General features: G+C 61.8%; 20 protein-coding genes and 2 tRNA genes. 9 read left to right on the top strand and 13 right to left on the bottom strand.

Annotated elements, in window-relative coordinates:
• Positions 1-26: 26 nt before the first annotated feature.
• Together ATE59_RS08625 and ATE59_RS08620 are read right to left on the bottom strand one after the other, a co-directional pair.
• The gene (locus ATE59_RS08625) at positions 27-1,673 is read right to left on the bottom strand and encodes a site-specific integrase (RefSeq protein ID WP_156416746.1); all 1,647 of its coding nucleotides are present in this window, start codon (positions 1,671-1,673) and stop codon (positions 27-29) included.
• 80 nt (positions 1,674-1,753) lie between these two features.
• A tRNA-Thr gene (locus tag ATE59_RS08620) sits at positions 1,754-1,828 on the bottom strand.
• A 106-nt stretch (positions 1,829-1,934) separates the two neighbouring features.
• On the opposite strand from ATE59_RS08620, the gene ATE59_RS17800 reads away from it, so the two are divergent.
• On the top strand, positions 1,935-2,090 hold the full coding sequence (locus ATE59_RS17800) for a hypothetical protein (protein WP_156416745.1): 156 nt from the start codon (positions 1,935-1,937) through the stop codon (positions 2,088-2,090).
• Here ATE59_RS17800 and ATE59_RS08615 read toward each other — a convergent pair.
• Together ATE59_RS08615 and ATE59_RS08610 are read right to left on the bottom strand one after the other, a co-directional pair.
• Positions 2,080-2,394: a DUF1905 domain-containing protein gene (locus ATE59_RS08615; RefSeq protein ID WP_058812060.1), complete on the bottom strand. Its 315-nt coding sequence runs from the start codon at positions 2,392-2,394 to the stop codon at positions 2,080-2,082. The two genes, ATE59_RS17800 and ATE59_RS08615, sit on opposite strands and share 11 nt — an antisense overlap.
• A gap of 6 nt (positions 2,395-2,400) precedes the next feature.
• Positions 2,401-3,345 (bottom strand): peptidylprolyl isomerase, encoded by a 945-nt coding sequence (locus tag ATE59_RS08610; protein WP_058812059.1) that lies wholly within the window; start codon positions 3,343-3,345, stop codon positions 2,401-2,403.
• Positions 3,346-3,422: 77 nt separating this feature from the next.
• Here ATE59_RS08610 and ATE59_RS08605 point away from each other — a divergent pair.
• Positions 3,423-3,513: transfer RNA gene (locus ATE59_RS08605), tRNA-Ser, on the top strand.
• A gap of 14 nt (positions 3,514-3,527) precedes the next feature.
• Here the strand turns inward: ATE59_RS08605 and ATE59_RS08600 are convergent.
• Positions 3,528-5,192, bottom strand: a complete 1,665-nt coding sequence (locus tag ATE59_RS08600; protein ID WP_058812058.1) for a recombinase family protein — start codon at positions 5,190-5,192, stop codon at positions 3,528-3,530.
• Entirely contained in the window at positions 5,189-5,650 is a 462-nt protein-coding gene (locus tag ATE59_RS08595) for a DUF2924 domain-containing protein (protein WP_082657357.1), read from the bottom strand. Before ATE59_RS08595 ends, ATE59_RS08600 begins: the two co-directional genes overlap by 4 nt.
• A 171-nt stretch (positions 5,651-5,821) precedes the next feature.
• Between ATE59_RS08595 and ATE59_RS17795 the strand changes: the two genes are divergently transcribed.
• Positions 5,822-6,025 carry a hypothetical protein gene (locus tag ATE59_RS17795; protein WP_156416744.1) on the top strand — a complete coding sequence of 68 codons (204 nt, stop codon included), beginning with the start codon at positions 5,822-5,824 and terminating at the stop codon, positions 6,023-6,025.
• A 38-nt stretch (positions 6,026-6,063) separates the two neighbouring features.
• On the opposite strand, the gene ATE59_RS17545 is transcribed toward ATE59_RS17795, so the two are convergent.
• Complete coding sequence (locus ATE59_RS17545; RefSeq protein ID WP_082657356.1) at positions 6,064-6,267, bottom strand: helix-turn-helix domain-containing protein; 204 nt, start codon at positions 6,265-6,267, stop codon at positions 6,064-6,066.
• Positions 6,268-6,407: 140 nt separating this feature from the next.
• Here ATE59_RS17545 and ATE59_RS08585 point away from each other — a divergent pair, with 140 nt between their 5' ends.
• On the top strand, positions 6,408-7,211 hold the full coding sequence (locus ATE59_RS08585; RefSeq protein WP_156416743.1) for a hypothetical protein: 804 nt from the start codon (positions 6,408-6,410) through the stop codon (positions 7,209-7,211).
• A 1-nt stretch (position 7,212) separates the two neighbouring features.
• On the opposite strand, the gene terL is transcribed toward ATE59_RS08585, so the two are convergent.
• Genes terL through ATE59_RS08570 form a run of 3 tightly spaced genes read right to left on the bottom strand, consistent with a single transcriptional unit; the run spans position 7,213 to position 10,491 of the window.
• Positions 7,213-8,634, bottom strand: a complete 1,422-nt coding sequence (terL, locus tag ATE59_RS08580) for a phage terminase large subunit (protein WP_197409148.1) — start codon at positions 8,632-8,634, stop codon at positions 7,213-7,215.
• Positions 8,624-9,046 carry a DUF5681 domain-containing protein gene (locus tag ATE59_RS17790; protein ID WP_156416742.1) on the bottom strand — a complete coding sequence of 141 codons (423 nt, stop codon included), beginning with the start codon at positions 9,044-9,046 and terminating at the stop codon, positions 8,624-8,626. The genes terL and ATE59_RS17790 overlap by 11 nt, the downstream gene beginning before the upstream one ends.
• Positions 9,046-10,491 (bottom strand): DNA modification methylase, encoded by a 1,446-nt coding sequence (locus ATE59_RS08570; protein WP_156416741.1) that lies wholly within the window; start codon positions 10,489-10,491, stop codon positions 9,046-9,048. The genes ATE59_RS17790 and ATE59_RS08570 overlap by 1 nt, the downstream gene beginning before the upstream one ends.
• 454 nt (positions 10,492-10,945) lie before the next feature.
• On the opposite strand from ATE59_RS08570, the gene ATE59_RS08565 reads away from it, so the two are divergent.
• The 5 genes from ATE59_RS08565 to ATE59_RS08545 all read left to right on the top strand — a co-directional run bounded on the left by ATE59_RS08565 (position 10,946) and on the right by ATE59_RS08545 (position 19,405).
• Positions 10,946-13,027, top strand: coding sequence for a S9 family peptidase (locus tag ATE59_RS08565; RefSeq protein ID WP_058812051.1), 2,082 nt, complete (start codon positions 10,946-10,948; stop codon positions 13,025-13,027).
• Positions 13,028-13,190: 163 nt separating this feature from the next.
• Positions 13,191-15,950 (top strand): valine--tRNA ligase, encoded by a 2,760-nt coding sequence (locus ATE59_RS08560; RefSeq protein WP_058812050.1) that lies wholly within the window; start codon positions 13,191-13,193, stop codon positions 15,948-15,950.
• A 92-nt stretch (positions 15,951-16,042) separates the two neighbouring features.
• Positions 16,043-17,404, top strand: coding sequence for an MATE family efflux transporter (locus ATE59_RS08555; RefSeq protein WP_058812154.1), 1,362 nt, complete (start codon positions 16,043-16,045; stop codon positions 17,402-17,404).
• Positions 17,405-17,502: 98 nt separating this feature from the next.
• Positions 17,503-18,669, top strand: a complete 1,167-nt coding sequence (locus tag ATE59_RS08550) for a sensor histidine kinase (protein WP_231737217.1) — start codon at positions 17,503-17,505, stop codon at positions 18,667-18,669.
• A gap of 1 nt (position 18,670) precedes the next feature.
• Entirely contained in the window at positions 18,671-19,405 is a 735-nt protein-coding gene (locus tag ATE59_RS08545) for a LytR/AlgR family response regulator transcription factor (protein WP_003039043.1), read from the top strand.
• Between the two features lie 16 nt (positions 19,406-19,421).
• Here the strand turns inward: ATE59_RS08545 and ATE59_RS08540 are convergent, their stop codons facing one another.
• The 3 genes from ATE59_RS08540 to ATE59_RS08530 all read right to left on the bottom strand — a co-directional run bounded on the left by ATE59_RS08540 (position 19,422) and on the right by ATE59_RS08530 (position 22,629).
• Entirely contained in the window at positions 19,422-19,763 is a 342-nt protein-coding gene (locus ATE59_RS08540; RefSeq protein WP_058812048.1) for a UrcA family protein, read from the bottom strand.
• A gap of 300 nt (positions 19,764-20,063) precedes the next feature.
• A complete protein-coding gene (locus ATE59_RS08535; protein ID WP_058812047.1) occupies positions 20,064-20,447 on the bottom strand; it encodes a hypothetical protein in 384 nt (127 codons plus the stop codon).
• 106 nt (positions 20,448-20,553) lie between these two features.
• Positions 20,554-22,629: a M13 family metallopeptidase gene (locus ATE59_RS08530; protein WP_058812046.1), complete on the bottom strand. Its 2,076-nt coding sequence runs from the start codon at positions 22,627-22,629 to the stop codon at positions 20,554-20,556.
• Positions 22,630-22,729: the final 100 nt, after the last annotated feature.

Here is a 22,729-nt window from a genome sequence, read left to right as displayed (position 1 = left end):
CGGCCCCAAACGGCCCCCTCACGGCGTCATTTTCGATAAAGGTGCGAGAGGTCGAGACCCGGATAGGCCACCCTCCCCAGCGCCTCCGCCTTTTGGCGTGTAGACATGCCGTCGCCATAGGACTTGCCGGACCCCGCCTCCGTCCTTCGGGTCAACGCAAGGGCTGTTCTAGGCGCCAGTTCGGCCTCGCGGGTCGCATCTTCGAACGAGTGCCGGAATGAGTGCATACCGAGCCGCTTCCCTTCCAGCCCGAGCGATTGAACATGGCGGCTAAAGCGCGCGCCGATCTTCCCGCCGACCTCGCGCTTGCCGCCGACATCGGAGTCGGGGAACAGCTGCACCGCGCCTGCCTCACGCTGCGCCGCGACAAACGACAGGAAACCGAGCCTGATTAGCTCGGGGTGAATCGGGAGGGTTGCCCGCGCCTCCTTCGTCTTCAACGTCCGCCCACCGTAGGGCCGGACATGCAGCACCGCGAAACCGGATTCCTCGCCGACATCTGCCACCCGTAAACCGGCAGCCTCGCCGTTTCGGAGACCATGAAAGAGGCATAGCAGCGGCACCCAATATTCGCCCGACGAGCGCCCATCTTCCGCCCATGGGGACTGCCAAGGCCCCGAGCGAAACAGCTTATTGAGCTGAGGCACCTTGAACGGATCGCGCTTGTCTGCAGCGTCCACCGGATCGTAGACCGAAAGTGACCTGAAGGGGCTGGATGCAATCCACTGCTCCGTTACCGCCCAGTTGAAGACGGCGGCGACGTTGACGAGGTATTTGGAGTTGATCGTCTTCGGGGCAAGAAGAGGGAGACCGAGTGCCCTGCCCCGCTCGACCATCTGCGGCACGGTAAGCCCCGCTAGCTCCTTTCGGCGACCAAAGGAAACCGGCAGGCCTTCCAGCACCTTCACCAGCCCCTTGGCCTCCTCGCGGGTGATCGTGCCGACTTCGCGGTCGGCGAACATTTCGCGCAGAACGCGCGAAACCGGCCCGAACGCATTGGCGCTGGCCTTGCTCCAACCCGCCGCCTTATCGGCTTCATAGGCGGTCAGAAGGGCCTCTATGGTCCGCTTAGGGGCCGCTGCGGTCGGTGCCGGAACTGCCGGGGCATCCAATGGCAGCCCCTGCGGCAAATAGTCGGGGGCGCCTTCGAGGCGAGCCACGGCGGCGCGCATCAGCTCGACGAACGCCAGCATAAGGCACCGGCGGAGCATATCCATTGCAGGCGAATCTTCAGGGAGTTCCACCCCTGCCCCTCGCGCTGCCGTTCGGGCCGCTGCGGCGACCATGCCGAACTCATTGCGCCCGAGAGCCTCACGGGTGGCCTCAAGGCGCTCGCGGGTGTCCTGAAGAAGCTGCCGCTGCTCCAGCTGACCAATGGGCCGCGTAACAAGGTAGGAGGGAAGCGCGGAGCGATAGAAGTTCGCGGCCATCGCGAGCGCCTGCGCGTCCGATAGTGTGGTCGGCGGCGCCTCCGCAAGCTTCGCGCGGGCCTCCGCTATGCGCCTCTCATACTCCGCCGCGATTATGGGCACGCGCGCCTGCGCCGCCCTCTTGTCCTCTTCCCCTGTCGACTTGATGAACTCGCCGGGGAGGATTCTCGCCACGTCGGACGGGTACCGCTTTCGAAACTGCCACTTCGACGAACGCTTATTACGGCTCAGCGCATAGGTCATTTCCATGCCTTCCATGTAGCATATTTGTGTAGCAGTGGAAGGCCAAGAAGGGCGGAAATCAGGGATTTCTAGGGGTAGAATGGTGCTGCTGGAGAGGATTGAACTCTCGACCTCACCCTTACCAAGGGTGCGCTCTACCACTGAGCTACAGCAGCATCCGGGCCCGGAGCGGCGTCGCACTCGCTGGGCAGGCGCGGCCTATGGCGGGGCGGCCCGCGCCTGTCAAGGTGCGAGGCTTGACCTTTTGCCGAATTCGCGGGCATGGACGCGGCAATGTCCAAGACGCCTTCCCCCGCCGATTTGGAGCGCGAACGCCGCCTTGCGGAAGCGCTGCGCGCGAACCTGCGCAAGCGCAAGGCGCAGACGCGCGAAGCCCGGACGCACGACGAAAAGTCCGGCGACGCACTTAAAGACTGACCGTCACCGTTACCGCGTCGCCTTCCGCCAAGCCCTCTGCCTTGCGCACAGCCGCTTTGACCGGCAGCAGCCAGCCGCCGCTTTCCTTGTGCGGGAAGACCGACGTATTCCAGCAGGTATCACCGACGGTCGCGCGGACCTTTGCCGACCCGAATCCCTTGCGGCCGTCGAGCCACTGTCCGCCGATCGCTGCGAAGCGGATCCCATCTGCCGCCTCACCCGCGATGGTCAGGAAAAACCAGGCTGCGGGCGCGGTCGCCGACTGCCAGCGCCAGAGCGGCGTCGTGACGGTGAAATCTTCCACGCGCGCCTATTTCGCCGCGATGGGCCGGATCGGCACGGGGATATTGCAGATATCAGCGCCGCCCGCAGGGCGGATGAAGAAGGGATCGCGGCGGTTCGCGCGGGCGTCGGCATAGTTGGTGAAGGCATCGCTGTCGGTCGACAAATATTCGAAGCGCGGCTGGTCCGCTGCCGGCAAGTCGCTGGCAAGCCTGATCGAGCGGATCCCGACGCGCTCGGCTTCATCCTCGTAAAAACCCAGCGGTCCAGTGCCACGCGGCAGGCTGGACAGATATTCGATCCCGCTGATCACGCGGCCGACGAGCGCGATATTGCGGTCGAGGTGGCGCGGCGCGTGGCCGATGGCGGCATAAAGCTCGGCGCCCGAACCGGTATCGGGCGACATGTTACGGCCGACGCCCACCATGCCATAGCAATGGATGGGCCATTCGCTCTGATGATCATAGGCGACAGGCCAGCCTGCGACAAAACCGGTGAATTCTGCGTACGCATCGCCGCGCGGTCGGTGCGGGGACGGCGCCAAGGCCGGACTACGGGTTTCATGAGCCACCAAAATATGGGGCGGTGCCGAATATTCACTCTCCGGTACCGTTACCAAACCCTCGGGCAAAGGCTTTTTCTCGGTCGCGTCCCCCCACTGCGCGACATAATTATCCTGCACTCGGTTGACGCTGGTGCCGTCCCACCAGTGAGCGGCGGCGAGCTTGCGGATATTGCCGATCCATCCCTGACTGAACGGCGCGGGCATCAGCTGGAGGACTACGCGGCGCGCCTTGCCCTTGGCGTCGGGCGCAAGGTCCATCACGAGCAGATCCGACGTCGGGATCGCAACCCAGTCCTTCGCGGGCGCCGCGGCCGCAATCTCGCCCGGCGACGGCACCTCAGTCGCTTCCTGGGCTTGAACGGGACTGGCGAGCGATGCCGCAGCCGCGGCGAGCAGAAGATATTTCATGCCGCCTGTCTGCCATGGCCATGCGACTTGCGAAAGCCCCGCCAAGCGATTAGGGCGCGCCTTCCAGTGCAATATGCGGAGCGGTGGCCGAGTGGTCGAAGGCGCTCGCCTGGAAAGTGAGTATACGTCAAAAGCGTATCGAGGGTTCGAATCCCTCCCGCTCCGCCAAGTCTTTGATTTAATTAGTTTTTATGCGCCGTTACGGCCAAAAACTCCAGTTGCTTCTGCCAAGATAACGGCAAGTCTGGATGCCGCAACAAGTCGGGTCCCAGATGGTCTGGTAGCGTCCCTGCGAAAATTGCTTCCACAACGGCGGGTGCGAGGAAGTTCAGACGCACCATCCGAGAAACCCAGGAAGGGTTGAGTCCCTCTCGCCGCGCAATGTCGGCAATACGGATGTCCCCGCTTTTGAGCTCGGACCACCATTCGCGAGCCTTCACAATATGGCGCGCCAATTCGAGATTTGGCTTCGCCCGGTTGGGCGAACGCCCATTTTGTTGAACCAACCGGACCGCTTTGCCTGTCCGCATTGTCCTCGCCGCCGCTTTCAATGCGATCGTGTCATCATGGGGGACACCTGCGATCGCCAGGCCATTTAGGAGCGCCGACACATCGAGTTGAACCTCAACGTATGATGAGCCGATGATCACTTTTCGAATGAGAGACCTGACCGTGAAATAGTCACGCTGATCGACCGCGGCTAGCATGGCTTGCGCCCTGGGCTCGAGGCCCGCGATATCAGACGGGCGCAGTTCGACGTCCGCTTTGAAAAGCAGAGCGAACGGATCCTGAAGTTCTTTGCAAATTAGTTGAGAGACCGCCGCGTCCAGCTCTCCGTTGGGAATTCGCATCGGATTCCCTGGCACGCCCGCATCCGAAGCCTGATCAACCACGTAGTAGCGATACCGCTTTCGTCCCTTGCAGGCATGATTCGACTTGAAGCGCCTGCCGTCATCGGTCTCAACCAACCCGGCGAGCAATATCGCGTTCGGTCGCTTGGTCGCGTGATAACCCTGCCGGTTCGTTCGTAGCAAATGATGCGCGGCGTTCCATAGCTCAGCCCCGACAATTGCGTCGTGCTGACCCTCGTACAACTTCTCATGGTGCGCAATCTTGCCCCGATAGACCGGGTTAGAAAGTATCTTGTATAACTGGCCGCGCGAGAATTTTCCGCCGCCCGTTTCTCGACCTGAGAGAGCTATCCGCCGTGGCAACCGTATCTGCTTTCGATCCAGTTCATACTCGAGCAAGCGCACGTTCCCGGTTGCCACATAGCGCTCGAAAATCTCGACGATCAGCTTGGCGTGGGCATCGACGATCTTCAGGCTACGTCCGGCAGGCTCGTAACCCAAAGGTGGATTTCCGCCCATCCACATTCCCTTGGCCTTAGAAGCTGCAATCTTGTCGCGAATTCGCTCTGCGGTGATTTCCCTTTCGAACTGGGCAAAAGACAGGAGCATGTTGAGCGTTAAACGTCCCATGCTCGTCGTCGTGTTGAACGATTGCGTGACTGATACGAAGCTGGCCTCAGACGCCTCCAGCACCTCGACAAGCTTCGCAAAATCCAGCAGCGAGCGTGTAAGCCGATCAATCTTGTGGACAACCACGATGTCCACCCTTTTCGCTTTTACGTCTGCCAGAAGCGCTTGCAGCGCAGGCCTCTCCAGAGACCCGCCAGAAAACCCGCCGTCATCATAGCAGCGCGGTATCAATACCCAGCCATCGGCCGCCTGACTCTTGATATATGCAGTGCAGGCCTCGCGCTGCGCGTCGAGCGAGTTAAAATCTTGGCCAAGCCCCTCGTCGGTCGATTTGCGGGTATATACAGCGCAGCGCAGCCGCTTCATGCAACTGCCGCTTTCTCAGTAAGACCGAAAAACGCCGGCCCAGACCACTGCGTCCCCGTGATCGCCCGAGCAATTTCGCTGAGTGACCGCCAAGCGCGCTTCTGCCAAATCAGGCTGCCGTCGGCGTCCACGACAACCACATGCAGGCGTCCCTTCCATTCTCTGACGAGACGCATTCCTGGTTGCAGCGGCAAACTAATCGTCTTCCCGCGCGCAAGATAATCGAGCCGCCGATTTGCCTCCCGCGACAAATCTCCAAACCTAGACTTTTGCATTTCGAACGCGATCGCCAATCGCAATACAGTAGCACTCACCTTCGGCACGGGGTCACCATATGACGCCTGCCATTTCTTGCGCAGAGCAGGCAATGGCATCTCGGCTAGCAACTCTAGGTCAGAATATACTGCATGATCCGTTGCGCTCTCTCGTCCATGATTTTCAATCGGTCTCTTTTTCATAGACAAGGCGATCGCTCGCCCCGCCTCACAAGTCGAGTGCAAAAAGACTTTTCAAACAAAATAAGAAGATATTTCCATATCGCGCGGAATATGTGTGAAATTTAATCACAGTTCTCGTCTATACCTATCTTGTCACTGGACTTAATTCATCATTCGAGCATTCATTATGGAATGAAACGCGAACCACATATCGAATGCGCTCCGGCACGCGGGTTGCTCAACCTCGCGCTGATCGCCGCTGAAGATGCCGCAACGATTGCGGCGTTTCCGCCAGACAACGAAGCTGGCCCCGACGTCTCCCAACTAATTGAGCTGGGGTATCGGATAGCAATTCTCGCAGAAGCAATTGAAGCGCTACGCTCGCCGATACAGTAGCCGCGATTTTGGCCGACCAACGATGGCGAAGAATTCGCCTAATCCAGCAAACGCCCCGGCGCGATCTCAAACGGCTTGGCAAGTTTCTCGATTACCGTGGCTGTTGGGTTCCGCCGTCCTCGCTCGATGTCGCTGACATAGGTGCGGTGGATGTCGGCACGGTCAGCATAATCCTCCTGACTCCAGCCTCGCTCTTCCCTGAGGCTTCGAACATTCCGACCGAGGCGAACGCGTATATCCACGCCCGATTAAAGAGCGCCATGTGACTGATTGATCTACAGACGATCAGTGACAATGAACTTGACTTGCCGCTCTCACAGAGCACTAGATGCGTCACTGATCGTCGACACGCAATTGGGCAGACGACCGCGATGGAGGGTATATGAAGCTTGCGTTGGTTTTGGCGGCGGGAAGCGTATTGATGCCACCTGTTGCGCATGCACAATCATGCGCATCCTATGTTGGGCAGGTCGTTGCGCCGCGAGATATTGACGACGTCATGGCTCCGTTTCGGGCGATCGGTGAGAAAGGCGAGTTCGAAAGTACCGACCAATATAATAGCCGGAAGAGCGCAGCGATCGCGAAACTCGGTGGAACCCTGATTGTTCGAAAGGCGCCGGAGGACCGGAAGCACCTGCTCTACGACGCCGATGCCCAGCAGCTCAACATCGTCTCCTACGCCTTCCGGAATCTCGGATTCAATGCCGACGCGCTCTTTGGTCCGGGCGCCCCCTATCGCGGAGTCATGGAATCGAGCTACCTCAATATCGATGTCGTCATCAAAGAAGACGAGACTGTCACCGGCTCTTATTCCGCATCCAATTCCTACGGAGCTAAGACCCAAGTCTCCAAGATATTCCGGCGTACGCGCGGGATTTTCGAATCCAAAGCGGTGTACGGTAAGGACGCGCTCTTCCCGGCGGCGCAGAACGGCAGCAACATCGCCGGCAGCATTCCGATGTCGCCGCAGGATGCGATGCGGCTAAAGCCTACGCTTCAACTCGCATTCGTGGTCGCGCCCAAGGCTCCCTATTATCTGAGCGCCCTCTATGACTACCCGTCGACACCAACGATTCGGAACCCGCGCGAGGTCAAGAACGAGGTGTCCGCACTGATCGCCGACATTCAGTGCGGTCTCGTGCTCGATCCTACCAACATCGTTCTCGGGGGCTTCGAGACGCGATAGATCACCGTCGCTTCGCAAAGTCAGCTTCGGTCAGCAATCTTCCGGTGTCGACGGCAGCGAGGAACTGAACGATGCTATCGACTTGGTCGTCATGCCGAGCGTGCGGAAAGCTGGCGAGTTCATCTTCGAACGCCTTGAGCCAGGGAGCCTGTCGGGGAACCCAGATTTCCCCACGCTCCAATTTGGGTGACTGCTGGGAAGCACGATCCTGCTTCGAGCCCACGGGTTTCAGGTCATAAATCCAGTTGTGCCGCTGAAATCGAAGGTTCTGGTACAGGCTTATGCCAGCCCCCGCCTTTTCAACAATCACGAGATCGGCGCACCACTTAGCCCGTAGCGCGAGAACGGCCTTTTCTAGCTCGGGGAAGGAGAGCCTCTCCCGATAGATGTCGAGCAAATAGCATTTTTTCCCCGACAGCGCCCAGGTCGAACAGACGCTGTAGTCATTATGATCGTTCAGTTCGTATGCCGTATCCCAGCTCTGGAATATTCCTTGAACCTGATATGGCGGTGGACGCTCGTCAAATCGTTGCAGCCATGCAAGTTTGAAAATCGCGCCTCCGGGTGGCAGCGGCCGCTGGTTGTACTGGGCCTCAAAATCCTGCTCTCCCATTTCCGCACGGAGGCGCGAAATCGTTTCATCTGAAAAGCGGGCATCGTGCAGAATGTTTCCGGCAGGACGTTCAACCTGCCGCATCGGAGCGACCTCGATATATTGCTCGCGATCCACAACCAGGGGTAGAACAAGCTCGTCCCATCCTCCGGCATCAAGGAGCCGCCCCGGCAAGTCTTCCATATGAAGGCGCTGCGCAATCACGAGAATGCGGCCCGTTTTGGGATTATTCAGTCGGCTGGTGACAGTGTTACGATACCAATCATAGGCACCATCTCGGGCAACCTCGGAATAGGCGTCCTTCGCCTTGATAGGGTCATCGATGATGATGAAGTCACCGCCGCGGCCCGTCAGCGTACCACCAACGGACGTCGACAAGCGATATCCGCCTCGCGTTGTTCTGACCTCCTCGGTACTGGTCTTTTTGGGATCGAGATGTGTGTTGGGAAAAACGCGCCTATAGTAATCGGTCTGCATCAACCGGCGCATTTCGAACGCAAAATTTGCTGACAGATCCTGGGCGTAAGATGCGCAAATAATCTTCGCGCTTGGGTTCCGACCCAGAATCCAGGCGGGCGCGCACACGCTGCCGATAAAGCTCTTCATCGTGCGAGGAGGCATCGAAATGATCGACCGACGGTGTTTCCCATCGAACATCTTACCGACCCGATGACAAATGGCGTGGATATGCCAATTATCCTCGTAGGGCTCGTCGTGAAGCTGTCGGAACGCGCCGCGTGTGAACACCGCGAGGTCGCTTTGGCACAGCTGGTCGTGAGCACGGCGCACTGAATGAGGGTCAAGCTCCATCAGTCTCTCCCGACCTGCCATGGTATCGGAGATATTCTTCGATCGCGGCAAGGTCTTCGCGCGTGTCTTCTGTGGGAATTACAACCGCTTCCTGGGCATCTTCAAAACGCTCGACCAAGGGCAGGAAGCGGTCGAGAGCCTTGAGATCACCCTGGCAGGCAAGAGTGGCGACGTGGAGAAGCATGAGCTCCTTGCGCTTCATCTTGACTGGCTTTCCCTGGATTTTTGCCGAAACCTTCTCGTCGGCAATCCGGTTGACCATGGTCTTCAGATTGGGTGAGCCCTTGGGCCTTCCCCTGCCGCTTTTGTTCCCTTTCTTGAAGCGCGTCTTTTCCGGTGGCCGGCCATAACCGACCTCGTAGTTCGGGTGCCCGGTCGGTTCCCCGTCTCTGCCATAAACCGTCGTCATCATTATTCCCCCTCGTCCCTGACGCCAGACGCCCGCCTGACGGTGACCTCGTCGAAGCTTTCTCCGGTCGCGATGAGAACGGCGCGCTGTCCCGAGTACTCCTGCCAACGCCGGATCGACACATCGACAAAGCGCGGCTCCAGCTCGATCCCGCAGCAAATCCGACCGGTCTTCTCGGCCGCGATCAGTGTGGTGCCCGACCCCAGAAAGCTGTCGATAACCGTTTCGCCCCGGGAGGTGACGTCGAGAATCGCATCGCAGATCAGCTCGACAGGTTTTGGTGTCGCATGATGCTGGAGCATTGCATTCGCTGAGGATCCCGGTCGGTTCGCACCGGGTGCACACCAAACGTTCTGCCGATCGCGACCATTTTTGCCGAGCGCGACATTGTTTGTGTGAGGTGCTTCGCCCTTGCAGAAAACGGCGATCAGTTCGTGGGCAGAGCGATACATTGCGCCCATACCCCCCGATTGCTTATACCAAACCACAAGATTGATCAGCGTGAGGCCTGCAGTCTCGCCGACGTCGAAAAGGAGGGAGATAGATCTCCAATCCATAAAGACGAACAGGACGCTGCCTTCGCGTAGACATTTACTCTGGAGCGTTATTGATCGAAGAAGGAGGTCTCGAAACCCGTCGCGGGTCAATTCGCCCGACCCCATCACGAACTCGTCGTGAACCTTCTTGCCGAGGCCGCTAACATTGCCTTTAATCCGAACGTTGTACGGCGGATCGGTGAAGACAGCATCCGCCTTTTCGTCGCCCATGAGCGCCCCGAAAGCCCCCTCATTCAGCGCATCGCCGCAAATTATGCGGTGCTTTCCTAAACTCCATATGTCGCCGACCTTGGTAGTCGGTATGGCAGGCGGTTCCGGTAAATCATCCTCACCGGGGGTTTCCGGATCGATCGGATCGGCGAGAATGATATCCGCTTCCTCAAGCGAAAAGCCGGTATCATCGAGATCGGCACCGAATTCGATCAGCTCTTCGAATTCGACCTTCAATTGATCGAGATCCCACTCCCCTTTCTCGCCTAATCTATTCGAGGCTAGCCGAAGGGTCCTGATCTGGATCTCATCGAGATGCTGACACTGGATCGCCGGCACTTCGCGAATTCCGAGTTGCGTCGCCGCCGCGATGCGGGCCTGGCCATCGACAACCAGATTACCTGATATGAGGATCGGTACGCAGAAACCGTGGCTGGTGATCGAACGCGCGATTGCTTCAACATGTTTCTGGTCGAGCTTACGGACTTCATGTCCCGTGGACCGGAGTTCGGCGATCGCCGCCGTCTCGAACAGCAGTGTCGGAAGCGGATCGTTCCGCCCGCTACGCTCGGCCACCAATCGCCGCGACGCGAGCGCGTTGCGACGTCGTCCCGTCTTGTCGAGCTTGGCTCCCTTTAAACTACCTTCCTTCAAACGCTTTACAACCATTTCAACCTCCAAAGCAAAACCCCCGCCGGCGCTGGCGCGCGGCGGGGGTCTCGCGGAAGGAAACCGACCGGCCCGCGCGTCTGCGCAAACACTGGTCGACCGATCCTTCCTTGGCTGGTCGAAACGCCTTCTCTCGAAGGCTTGACCTTAATGGATACCTTCTCCGCTCGGTTTGCAAGAGCGCTTTGAAATTTTTCTGGCACTTCCCGTCTATGCCGTAGCTCATGCCGTTAAATCATCCGGGATTCCCGACAAATTCCCGTTATCGAGAAACAGGATTTTATCGGCGTGCCGCGGGAAATCCGGCGCGCATCGCGGAGCGCTCCAGCCTGATGGCACGCGAAATGCCGGAATTTCCCGTTATTTTCCCGTTAAGTTGGGAATCCGACCGGAGACCGGTTCGCACTGGACTACGTCCACCGCCATCAGGACTTGAACCCGCCCGCCGCAGCGTTAAACCCGCGGCATGCGTAACATTCTTATCCCCAGCGCGCTCGCGCTCGCCGCCGCCCTTTCCACGCCCGCTCTCGCCCGGCCGATGACCGAGGTCGATCTTGCGACGCTCAACCGCGTCGCTGCGCCCACGGCTTCGCCTGACGGGCGATGGGTCGTGTTCCAGATGACCGAGACCGCGCCCGAAACCTACAAGCGCTCGACCGGGCTCTGGCTCGTCGATCGCAAGGCCAAGGACGCCAAGCCCGCACGAATCGCCGATGCGCCCGGCAAGAATGAAGCATCGCCGGCCTTTGCGCCCGACGGCAGTCTGTATTTCATCTCGAACGCCTCGGGCAGCGATCAGGTCTGGCGGATCGATCCGAAGGCCGGCACGCCCGCGACGCAGGTTACTGATACCAAGGCCGATGTCGCGGGCTTCAAGATTTCGCCCGATGGCGCGCGCCTGCTCGCATGGGGCGACATCCCGATGGAGTGCGCCGATTTCGGCTGCGACGCGAAGGACGTAAAGGACAAGGGCGCGCTTGTCGGCCCCGGCAGCGGGCGCCTCTACAAGGACGGAACCGGCTTCGTCCGTCACTGGGACACGTGGGAAACCCCCGGCACCCACAGCCGCCCCTTCGTTTTCAATCTGGCGGACGGCAAGGCTAGCGCGGCGCGGCCGGTCGCGGCCGGACTGGTCGGCGACACGCCGTCGAAACCCTTTGGCGGCGGCGAAGAGCTTGCTTGGGGCGCCGACAGCCGCACCGTCTATTTCACGCTGCGCAAGGCCGATCGCCACGAGCCGACCTCGACCAACCTCGACATCTATAGCTGGCTGGTCGACAGCCGCATGATGCCGGTCAATCTGACCGAGGCGAACCAGGCGACCGACACCCTGCCCACCCCGTCGCCCGACGGCAAATGGCTGGCCTATGTCGCGATGGCGCGGCCGGGTTATGAGGCTGACCGGCAGGTGCTGATGCTGCGCAACCTTGCGACCGGCGACACGCGCAAGCTCACCGACGACTGGGACCGCTCGGTCGCCTCGATCGCCTGGGCCGCCGACAGCAAGGCACTGTTCGTCACCGCGCAGGACACGCTTGAACATCCCCTGTTCCGCGTCGACGCAGCGAGCGGCAAGGTCGAACGGCTGAAGGCGTCGAACGAAGCCTTCGACGGCAACATCGGCGATGTCAGCGTGCTGCCCGGCGGCGCGCTGCTCTATGCGCGCAACACCGCCCTAGCCCCCACCGACGTCTATGTCCGCGATGCCAAGGGCAAGGTGACGCAGCTCACCGCGGTCAACGCCGACCGCATGGCCGAATTCGCCCCGGTGCGGCTCGATCGCATGCAGTTCGCCGGCGCCAATGGCGACAAGGTGTGGGGGATGATCCTCAAGCCCGCGAATGCGACCGCCGCGAAGCTGCCGGTCGCCTTCATCGTCCACGGCGGTCCGCAGGGCAGCTTCGGCAACAGCTGGTCGACGCGATGGAACCCCCGCCTGTTCGCGCAACAGGGCTATGGCGTCGTCACCGTCGATTTCCACGGATCAACGGGTTACGGGCAGGCCTTCACCGACAGCATCAACAAGGATTGGGGCGGCAAGCCGCTCGAAGATCTGAAGCTCGGCCTCGCGGCGGCGGGCAAGCAGGATGCACAGCTCGACATCGCCAACGCCTGCGCGCTCGGCGCGTCCTATGGCGGCTATATGATGAACTGGATCGCCGGCCAGTGGACCGACGGGTTCAAATGCCTCGTCCAGCACGACGGCGTCTTCGATGCGCGCGCGATGGCCTATGAGACCGAAGAGCTGTGGTTCGACGAATGGGAGCATGGCGGCCCCTATTTCAAGGTTCCCGAAGAATATGAAAAATGGAACCCGGTGAACCATGTCGACAAATGGAAGACGCCGATGCTGGTGATCACCAGCGAGAAGGATTTCCGCATTCCCTATACGCAGGGCCTCGCCGCCTTCACCGCGCTTCAGCGCCGCGGCGTTCCGTCGCAATTGCTCGTGTTTCCAGACGAAAACCATTGGGTGCTGAAGGGTGCGAACAGCGTCCAGTGGCACCAGACCGTGTTTAATTGGTTGGACAGCTATCTGAAGAAATAGGCAAGACCGCGTGCTCCCGCGAAGGCGGGAGCCCATCACCGGCCGGTGCAAGTTGGAACCGGCAGAAGATGGGTCCCCGCCTTCGCGGGGACACGCGATGGCTTGCAGCAAATGCGTGTCCCCCCTTGCCGCTGCGCCCCCCGACTGGCAAAGGCGCCCGGCTATGCCGATGGAAAAAACCTTCGATCCCGCCGCTATCGAGGCGAAATGGTCCCACGAATGGGAAAGCCGCGGGCTCTATCGCCCCGCGCGTCCCGACGCGACACCCTTCACGATCGTCAACCCGCCGCCGAACGTCACCGGCGCGCTGCACATCGGCCATGCGCTCGACAACACGCTGCAGGACGTGCTCGTCCGCTACGAGCGGCTGCGCGGCAAGGATGCGCTGTGGGTCGTCGGCATGGACCATGCCGGCATCGCGACGCAGATGGTGGTCGAACGCCAGATGGAAGCGCGGCAGGACAAGCGCACCAATTACAGCCGCGAGGACTTCGTCGAGAAGGTCTGGCAGTGGAAAGCGGAAAGCGGCGGCCAGATCACCGGCCAGCTCCGCCGCCTCGGCTGCTCGATGGACTGGTCGCGCGAACAGTTCACGATGGACCCGCATTTCACCCGCGCGGTGGTCAAGGTGTTCGTCGATCTCCATAAAAAGGGCCTGATCTACCGCGACAAACGCCTCGTGAACTGGGACCCCAAGCTCAAGACCGCGATCAGCGACCTCGAGGTCGAAACGGTCGAGGTGAAGGGCGGCTTCTGGCACTTCAAATATCCGCTCGCCGACGGCGTGACGCTCGACCACGGGCGCGATTATATCGAGGTTGCGACGACGCGCCCCGAAACGATGCTCGCCGACATGGCGGTCGCGGTGCATCCCGATGACGCGCGCTACAAGAGCGTGATCGGCAAGGACATCCTCCAGCCGATCACCGGCCGCCGTTTCAAGATCGTCGCCGACGAACATGCCGATCCGGAACTCGGTTCGGGCGCGGTGAAGATCACGCCGGGGCATGATTTCAACGACTTCGAGGTCGGCAAGCGCGCGGGGTTCAAGGCCGCCGAGATGCTCAACATGTTCGATGGCGATGCGAACGTCATCCAGACGGCCGACGGGCTAATCCCGCAGGAATATCTCGGCCTCCACCGCTTCAAGCGCGATGGTGTCGATGGCGCCCGCGAACTGGTCGTGGCGCGGATGAAGGAAGCCGGCTTCCTGATCCCGCACGTCGACAAGGACGGGAACGAACATGACGCCGAACCGCGCACGATCCAGACGCCGTTCGGCGACCGCGGCGGCGTGGTGATCGAACCGTGGCTGACCGACCAATGGTATGTCGACGCCGAAACGCTCGCGCAGCCGCCGATGGCCGCTGTGCGCGACGGGCGGATCAACATCGTGCCCAAGACGTGGGAAAAGACCTTCTTCAACTGGATGGAAAATATCCAGCCCTGGTGCGTCTCGCGCCAACTCTGGTGGGGACACCGGATTCCGGCTTGGTATGCCGAGGATGGCCGCATCTTCGTTGCCGAGACCGAAGAGGAAGCGCAGGCACAGGCTGGCACAGGCGTCGCTCTGACCCGAGACGAGGATGTCCTCGACACCTGGTTCTCCTCCGCGCTCTGGCCCTTCGCGACGCTCGGCTGGCCTGAAAACACCGAGCTTCTGAAACGCCACTACCCCAACGACGTGCTCATCTCGGGCTTCGACATCCTCTTCTTCTGGGATGCGCGCATGGCGATGCAGGGGATGGAGTTCATGGGCGACGTGCCGTGGAAGACGCTCTATCTCCACGGCCTCGTCCGCGCGCCCGACGGCGCGAAGATGTCGAAGTCGAAGGGCAATGTCGTCGACCCGCTCGGCCTGATCGACCAATATGGCGCCGACGCGCTGCGCTTCTTCATGGCGGCGATGGAAAGCCAGGGCCGCGACATCAAGATGGATGACGCGCGCCTCGCGGGCTATCGCAACTTCGCGACCAAGCTGTGGAACGCCGCGCGCTTCTGCGAAGCCAATGGCATTTCGGCGTCGACCAGCTTCGAAGCGCCGCCCGCGAGCCTGCCGGTCAACCGCTGGATCATCGGCGAGGTCGCCGCCACCGTCGCGGCGATGGAGAGTGCCTTCGCCGCCTATCGCTTCGACGAGGCCGCGAATGCGATCTACAGCTTTGCCTGGGATCGTTTCTGCGACTGGTATCTCGAACTGATCAAGCCTGTCTCGAGCGAAGTCGAGAGAGGCGCGATCGACGACGAGACAAAAGCCGTCGCCGGCTGGGTGCTCGACCAAATCCTCGTCATGCTCCACCCTTTCATGCCCTTCATCACCGAAGAGCTGTGGACGGGTTTGGGCGAGCGCGCCGACTATCCGCTGATCACCGCCAAATGGCCAGAGCCATTCCCCAAACAGATAATCGAGCCCCCTCTTGTTGTTAATGAGAACAAATTCTTTGCTCCAGCCATCGACCAACAGGCAGCTGAAGATGTGAACTGGCTGATCAAGCTCGTCAGCGAGCTGCGGACCGCCAAGGCCGAGCTCGGCCTGCCGCCGGGCGCGCGCCTGACCGCGCATTTTCCGGCATCGCTCAAGGGCCGTACCGACAAGCTATCGGCGCAGCTCGACCGCCTCGCGCGGCTCGAAGCGATCAGCTTCGATCCCGCTCCGGCTGGTGCCTCGGCACAGCTCGTCGTCGAGGGCGAGACGATCACCGTCCCGCTCGAAGGCGTGATCGACATCGCCGCCGAGCGCGAGCGGCTGACCAAGGCGCTTGCCGCCGCGACCAAGGAACGCGACAGCCTCGCGGGTCGGCTGAACAACCCCTCGTTCGTCGAACGCGCCAAGCCCGAAGCGGTCGACAAGGCGCGCGCCGACCATGCCGCCAAGGAGGCCGAGGCCGACCGCCTGACCGCCGCGCTGGCGCGGCTGGGGTGAGCGAAAACGCGTCCGTTACGCCGGTAGCCGCCGCTGCCGATCCCGCCGCCGCGCCGGTTCCGCCGCGCCAGACCGCGCGCGGCGCCGGACGCATGAACCTGACCGAAGGGCCGATCGCGAAGACGCTGATCCTCTTCGCCTTGCCGACGCTCGCATCAAACGTGCTGCAGACGCTGTCGGGGTCGATCAATTCGGTGTGGGTCGGCCAGTTCCTCGGCGGCAGCGCGCTCGCCGCGACCGCCAATGCGAACATCATCATGTTCCTGATGTTCGCGACCTTCTTCGGCTTCGGAATGGCCGCGACGGTGCTGATCGGCCAGGCGATCGGGCGCGGCGATACCGACGCGGCACGCCGCGCCACCGGCGCTGTCGTCGGCCTCGCGCTGATCTTCTCGCTCGTCATCGCCGTCGTCGGCTGGTTCGCCTCGACCACCATCCTGCATTGGCTCAAGACCCCGCCCGAAGCCTTTGACCTTGCGCACGATTATCTGCGCGTGACCTTCATCGCGATTCCGGCGAGCATGCTGACGGTAACGCTGATGATGGCGTCGCGCGGTGCCGGTGACGCGGTGACGCCGCTGCGCTTCATGCTGTTGTCGGTCGTCCTCGACATCGCGCTCAACCCGCTGCTGATCCTCGGCATCGGCCCCTTCCCGCGCCTCGGCATCGCGGGCAGCGCGCTCGCGACGGCGATTGCCGGGACGATCAGCCTGATCGCGATGCTCGGCTGGTTCTATGCCCGCGACCATGTGCTGCGGCTGCGCGGACCCGAGCTCAAATATCTCCTCCCCAATATGGAGGAACTGCGCTTCATCATCGGCAAGGGGCTGCCGATGGGCGCGCAGATGCTCGTCATTTCGGGCGCCGGGCTGGTGATGGTCGGGCTGGTCAATCGCGAAGGGCTCGTCACCGCCGCTGCCTATGGCGCGACGCTGCAATTGTGGAACTATGTCCAGATGCCCGCGCTCGCGGTCGGCGCGGCGGTCAGCGCCATGGTCGCGCAGAATATCGGCGCTGCAAAGTGGAACCGCGTCACCACCATCACCAATAGCGGCATCGCGATCAACCTGATGATGACCGGGGTGCTGATCGCGCTGCTGCTCCTTTTCGACCGCGCTGCGCTCGCCCTTTTCCTCGGTAGCGATACCGCGGCAATCGATGCCGCGCGCCATATCCAGTTGCTCGCGACCTGGACCTTCCTGCCCTTCGGCACGACGATCGTGCTGATCGGAACGCTCCGCGCCAACGGATCGGTCGTGCCACCGCTCGTCATCCTGTTCCTGTCGATGTTCCCGATCCGCCTCGGCATCTATTATCTGGGTTACCCGGCGCTCGGCGGCGATGCGATCTGGTGGAGCTTTCCGCTGTCCTCGTTCGCGTCGCTGACGATGGCGTGGATTGTCTATCGCCGCGGCAACTGGCGCCGCACGCTGCCGCAACCCCGCGTCGCCTGACCGGCCGCGTTTCGACCAAAAGGCGCGCGGCTTCGACTGACGCAGCGCGCGCACCTAGTTTTTTGCGCCATATTCGCGCAAAAGCGACGGCAATGAACATGACCATCCGCAAAGAGACGCTGCGCGACCAGCGCGCGCACATGCTGGCCGCATCGCCGGGCTGGCGCGCGTCGGACGCCCGCGTCAATCCCCGCGTCGCGATCGGTTCGATCATCGCGATGTGGCTGATCTATTTCCTGATCACGACCGGGCTGGCCTTGCTGGCCGGGGCAGCCGAGCAATGGGGTGCGATCGGCCGCCGCGCGATCGTCGTCATCGCCGGTATCCTCTGCACCTTCACCCTCTATCAGCTCATCCAGCGGGTTCAGCCGAAAAGCTTTGGCGCGCGGCTCGCCGTCGCGATGGGCGCCGCTGTGCCGCTTGTCGTCATCTACGCGAGCATCAATCTGCTCGTCTTCTTCTACTGGTTTCCATCAGGCGATACCCAGAAGATCATCGAAGAGGTGCAGTCCAAATTCCCCATTGCCTGGGAAACGGTGCTGATCCTCGACAGCTCGATCCGCTGGTATTTCTTCTTCGCGGTATGGGCAGCGCTCTATGTCGCCTTCGGCTATGCCAACGAAATGCGCGCGGTCGAGCGCCGCGCCAACAGCTACCGGGTCGAGGCGCAGGCGGCGCAGCTGCGCGCGCTCCACTATCAGGTGAACCCGCACTTCCTGTTCAACACACTCAATTCGCTGTCGACGCTCGTCATGCGCGGATCGCAGGCGGAGGCCGAGACGATGATCATGAATCTGTCGTCCTTCCTGCGATCGAGCCTCGCGATCGATCCCGAACAGCTCGTCAGCCTCGACGAGGAAATGGCGCTCCAGCGCCTCTATCTCCAGATCGAGCAGGCGCGCTTTCCCGACCGCCTGCAGGTCGAGGTGACGATGCCGAAAGCGCTGGAGAATGCGCGCGTTCCCGTGCTGATCCTGCAACCGATCATCGAAAATGCGATCAAATATGGCGTTGCTCCCAGCAAGGGAAGGATTGCGATCCGCCTGTCGGCGAGCAGCGAATATGGGCTGCTCGTGATCCGGATCGAAAATGACATCGACCCCGCCGCACCGACCCCCGAATCGGGCACCGGCCTCGGGCTCGGCAACGTCCGCGAACGGCTGATCACACGCTACGGCCCGGTGGCAGGCTGCGAATGGGGACGGTCGGACAGCGGCGGCTTCGCGGTATCGCTGTGGCTGCCGATCGCGGGCGAAGGACACTGACATGCTGCAGACGCTGCGCACCCTGATCGTCGATGACGAGCCGCTGGCGATCGAACGGCTTCAGATTCTGGCGGGGCAGCAGGACGGGGTTTCGCTCGTCGGTACCGCCAGCGACGGCGCATCGGCGCTGCGCATGGTCGAGGCGCTCGCGCCCGATCTGTTGCTTTGCGATATCGCCATGCCCGACCTCGACGGGCTGGAGGTGGCGACCGCGCTCGAAAAGCTCGATTGTCCGCCAGCCATCGTCTTCGTCACGGCGTTCGATCGCTATGCTGTCGCAGCCTTCGACGTCGCCGCGGTCGACTATCTGCTCAAGCCCGTGTCGCCCGATCGTCTTGCCAAGGCACTGGCGCGCGTGCGCGAATGGCGCAGCGCTGGGCGAACTGCCCCGCCGAAGAGCCGGTGGATCAACGAATTCTGGGTTCAGAACCGCGGTGAGATGCTGCGCATCGATGCGGCGCAAGTCGATCTGATCGAGGCCGAGCGCGACTATATGCGCCTCTATGTCGGCAGCCGAAGCTGGCTGATCCACCAGACGATCAAATCATTGGAAGAGCGGATGAACCCCGATCAGTTCATGCGCATTCACCGGTCCAAGATGGTCCGGCGCGACGGCATCGTCGGCCTCAAGCATCATGGCGACGGGGCGTGGAGCGTGGACTTGGGCGAAGGCGGACAGCACCGGATCGGTCGCACTTACCTGCACGACGTAAAGGCGATCATGCACGGCGCATGACCGCCTCTACCGCCGGTTAGCGGACGGCAACCTCCGCCGGACGTTCAAGTGCCAATTTCATATCGCTGCCACCGAACAACGCCGCCATCTGCGGTTCGGCGCTGCGACGCGCATGGGCAATGCAGTCGCGTTCCTGCGCCCGCTGAGACAGGGTCGCTCGGGGATCGGTACGACACATGCCGCGAATGGCGATGCGTACGCGCGTTTCCAGCCGAGCGCGGCCCTTGACGCTGCTCAGATTGAGATCGCCGTACGGCACGATGACCGTCGGCGCATCATCGGTATCCGCGACGCGCGCCTCGGCGGCAGTCGCGACCGGGGCGGCGGCGCCTGCCGACAATGCAGCGGCGCCTGTCATGAGCAAATATTTGGCAATACGGTGTGACATGGGGGAGTCCTCTCATCCGTTATGGGATGCGGGACACGCTGCGCCGTAACCGGGGAAGTCTGGTCGCCTCGCATCCCGCAACCCACGGAATGCGCCAATTTTCTGCGCCATTCATACGCGCTTCGATCAGCCCCAGCGACGAGTCGATTGAAAGATGAAGCGCCTACAAAGGGCGACCAACGGACGAACGGAAGCGCGCCAATAAAAAGGGGCCCCGACTTGTCGTCGGAGCCCCTTTAATCTCACGGGATCGCGTGCCGATTGGCAGCACTATTCCTTGGGCTGCGGCTTGGCACAGCGGCTGGTGTCGCCCGCCTTGCAGGCCGCGACATCGGCTTCCCACTTTTGGCGTTCTTCGGCGGCCATCGCCGCGACGCGAGCCTTTTCCGCTTCATAAGCGGCGGTTTCATCGGCATATTTTGCCTGCGCCGCGGCCGTCTGCTCGGCAATCGCAGCCTTTTGCTGCTCATATTGCGAAACGCTCTGCTGATAGCGCGCGGTTTCGGCATCCGCCTTCGCAAGCTGCTCGGCATTCAGCTTCGCGGTATCCGCGCGTTCCTGAGCGGTCGTGCCGTCAGGCAGCTTCTGAGCCATCGCCGGCGCCGAACTCATCAGCGCCGCGACGACCGCGGCGGCAAAAATCGATCTGGTCATCGAGAAATCTCCTTAAACCGAGCACCCTGCCCGTCCAACGCTTTGCCGCAAGTTGCGTTCCGCGACCAGCGGCATTGCGCGGAGGGGATAAAAGGGCGCCACCGGTTTACCAGATGCGCGTGCGATCCTCGGGCTTCAGATAATATTTGGCCCCCGGTGCGACGTTGAACGCCTTGTACCAGGCATCGACGTTGCGCAGCGGACCGATGATGCGCCAGCGCGCGGGGCTGTGGGGGTCGCTCGCCACCTGCTGTTTGGTCGCATCCTCGCGCGCCTTGTCACGCCACGCCTGCGCAAAGGCCAGGAAGAAGCGCTGGTCGCCGGTCAACCCGTCGATCACCGGCGCTTCCTTGCCGTTCAGCGACCGGTGATAAGCGTCATAGGCGACCTCGAGCCCGGCAAGGTCGGCGAGATTCTCGCCCATCGTCAGATCGGGATTGATGAAAGCACCCGGTGCCGCTTCATAGGTCGCATATTGCGCGCCGAAGCCCTTGGCCTGCGCATCGAAGCGCGCGGCATCTTCCTTGGTCCACCAGTCGCGCACGGCGCCGCTCGCGTCGATCTTGCGGCCCTGATCGTCGAAGCCATGGGTGATTTCATGGCCGATCACCGCGCCGATCGCGCCATAGTTGACCGCATCGTCGACCGTCTCACTGAAATAGGGGGCCTGCAAGATACCGGCGGGGAAAACGATCTTGTTTTCGAGTCCGCCGTTATAGGCATTCACTTCCTGCGGGTTCATCGACCATTTCTTGCGGTCGACCGGCTTGTCGAGGTCGGCGAGCTGATAGGCATATTCGAACGCCGCGCTGCGCTTCACATTGCCGTAGAGATCGGCGAGATCGATCTTGAGCCCCGAATAATCGCGCCACTTGTCGGGATAGCCGACCATCACGTCCATCTTGCCCAGCTTGGCAAGCGCCGCTTCCTTGGTGGCGGGCGCCATCCAGCTGTTGCCGCGGATGCGGTCGCCCATCGCCAGCTTCAGATTGGCGACGAGCGTTTCCATCTTCGCCTTGGCACTCGGCGGGAAATATTGCTTCGCATATTCCTCGCCGACCAGCTCGCCCAGGCTGCTATCGACAAGGCGCAGCCCGCGCTTCCAGCGCGGCCGCATCTCGGTCACGCCGCTCAGCGCCTTCGAGAATTCGAAGCGGCTGTCGACCCAGTCATCGGACAGATAATTGGCCGCATTGTCGGCGACATGGAATTCCTGCCACAGCTTCAGCGTGTCGAGCGGCGTCTTGCCATAGAGCGCGGCGATGTCGCGGATCGCGGTATTTTCGTTGACGATGATGCGCTTCTGCGCCGGAATTTCGGCGCCCGCGAACCAGGCGCTCCAGTCGAGCCCGGGCGCATAGGCGGCCAGCGCCTCCGACGACATCGGGTTGTTGATCTTGCCCAGATCGCGGCGCTCGGCGATCGCCCAGCTCACCTTGGCGATCTCGGTCTCGAACGCCAGCACCGCATCGGCGGCCTTTTCGGGATCGGGGTTACCGATCATCTTCATCGTCCGCGCGATATAGGCGCGATAGGCCTCGCGCTGCGGCTTGAAGCTGTCGTTCAGATAATAATCGCGGTCGGGAAGCCCGATCCCGCCCTGCCCGAGCCACAGGACGTTGACGGTCGGCGTGTCGGGATCGGCATAGGGACCGCCACCGACGATCGAGGCGCCGAAGCTTCCCTGCGACGCGCCCATGAAGCGCGCCATCTCGCTCTTGTCCTTGATCGCCGCGACGGCGGCGATATCCGCCATCAGCGGCTTGGTGCCGAGTTGTGCAACGCGCTTTTCGTTCATGAAGCTTTGATAAAGCCCGCCGACCTGACTGGTCGCGGGTGCGCCGGTGACGAGCTGGCGAAGCTGACGCTGCGTCAGATTATAGACATCGTAATCGACGCCGGCCGACGCCTGATCGGCCGGAATTTCGGTGCGCGCGAACCAGGCGCCATTGGCATATTTGTCGAAATCGTCGCCCGGCTTTACCGACGGGTCGCGTGCGTTCAGATCGACGCCCCAGCTTCCGAAGGTCAGCGGCTTGAGCGAGCCATCTTCGGCGCCGGCCGCAGCATCAGTCGCGGCGACCAAGGGGGCGCCGGCACCCGGATTACGGGCCAGAACAGGTGCTGCGATCAGCGCGGCGGCGATAGCGACGGCAGCAGTGCCGCCCAAAAACATCTTCATTCCCCAGTCTCCTACCCCCGCGCACGGTTCAAGGGCCGATCCGCCGCAGGCCATGGCGACTTGTCCGCCCGCGCCCATCGCAGGTCAAGCAAGATGCAGG

Origin of the sequence: Sphingopyxis sp. A083, assembly GCF_001468495.1 — a bacterium.
Classification (GTDB): Bacteria; Pseudomonadota; Alphaproteobacteria; order Sphingomonadales; family Sphingomonadaceae; genus Sphingopyxis; species Sphingopyxis terrae.
Note: the sequence above shows the minus strand (reverse complement) of the source record. Positions and strands in the feature narration are given on the sequence as shown.

Coding starts and splice junctions, on each gene's coding strand:
- ATE59_RS08625 (WP_156416746.1), bottom strand. CDS start 1,673: ATGACCTATGCGCTGAGCCGTAATAAGCGTTCGTCGAAGTGGCAGTTT.
- ATE59_RS17800 (WP_156416745.1), top strand. CDS start 1,935: ATGGACGCGGCAATGTCCAAGACGCCTTCCCCCGCCGATTTGGAGCGC.
- ATE59_RS08610 (WP_058812059.1), bottom strand. CDS start 3,345: ATGAAATATCTTCTGCTCGCCGCGGCTGCGGCATCGCTCGCCAGTCCC.
- ATE59_RS08600 (WP_058812058.1), bottom strand. CDS start 5,192: ATGAAGCGGCTGCGCTGCGCTGTATATACCCGCAAATCGACCGACGAG.
- ATE59_RS08595 (WP_082657357.1), bottom strand. CDS start 5,650: ATGAAAAAGAGACCGATTGAAAATCATGGACGAGAGAGCGCAACGGAT.
- ATE59_RS17795 (WP_156416744.1), top strand. CDS start 5,822: ATGAAACGCGAACCACATATCGAATGCGCTCCGGCACGCGGGTTGCTC.
- ATE59_RS08585 (WP_156416743.1), top strand. CDS start 6,408: ATGAAGCTTGCGTTGGTTTTGGCGGCGGGAAGCGTATTGATGCCACCT.
- terL (WP_197409148.1), bottom strand. CDS start 8,634: ATGGAGCTTGACCCTCATTCAGTGCGCCGTGCTCACGACCAGCTGTGC.
- ATE59_RS17790 (WP_156416742.1), bottom strand. CDS start 9,046: ATGATGACGACGGTTTATGGCAGAGACGGGGAACCGACCGGGCACCCG.
- ATE59_RS08565 (WP_058812051.1), top strand. CDS start 10,946: ATGCGTAACATTCTTATCCCCAGCGCGCTCGCGCTCGCCGCCGCCCTT.
- ATE59_RS08560 (WP_058812050.1), top strand. CDS start 13,191: ATGCCGATGGAAAAAACCTTCGATCCCGCCGCTATCGAGGCGAAATGG.
- ATE59_RS08555 (WP_058812154.1), top strand. CDS start 16,043: ATGAACCTGACCGAAGGGCCGATCGCGAAGACGCTGATCCTCTTCGCC.
- ATE59_RS08550 (WP_231737217.1), top strand. CDS start 17,503: ATGACCATCCGCAAAGAGACGCTGCGCGACCAGCGCGCGCACATGCTG.
- ATE59_RS08545 (WP_003039043.1), top strand. CDS start 18,671: ATGCTGCAGACGCTGCGCACCCTGATCGTCGATGACGAGCCGCTGGCG.
- ATE59_RS08540 (WP_058812048.1), bottom strand. CDS start 19,763: ATGACAGGCGCCGCTGCATTGTCGGCAGGCGCCGCCGCCCCGGTCGCG.
- ATE59_RS08535 (WP_058812047.1), bottom strand. CDS start 20,447: ATGACCAGATCGATTTTTGCCGCCGCGGTCGTCGCGGCGCTGATGAGT.
- ATE59_RS08530 (WP_058812046.1), bottom strand. CDS start 22,629: ATGAAGATGTTTTTGGGCGGCACTGCTGCCGTCGCTATCGCCGCCGCG.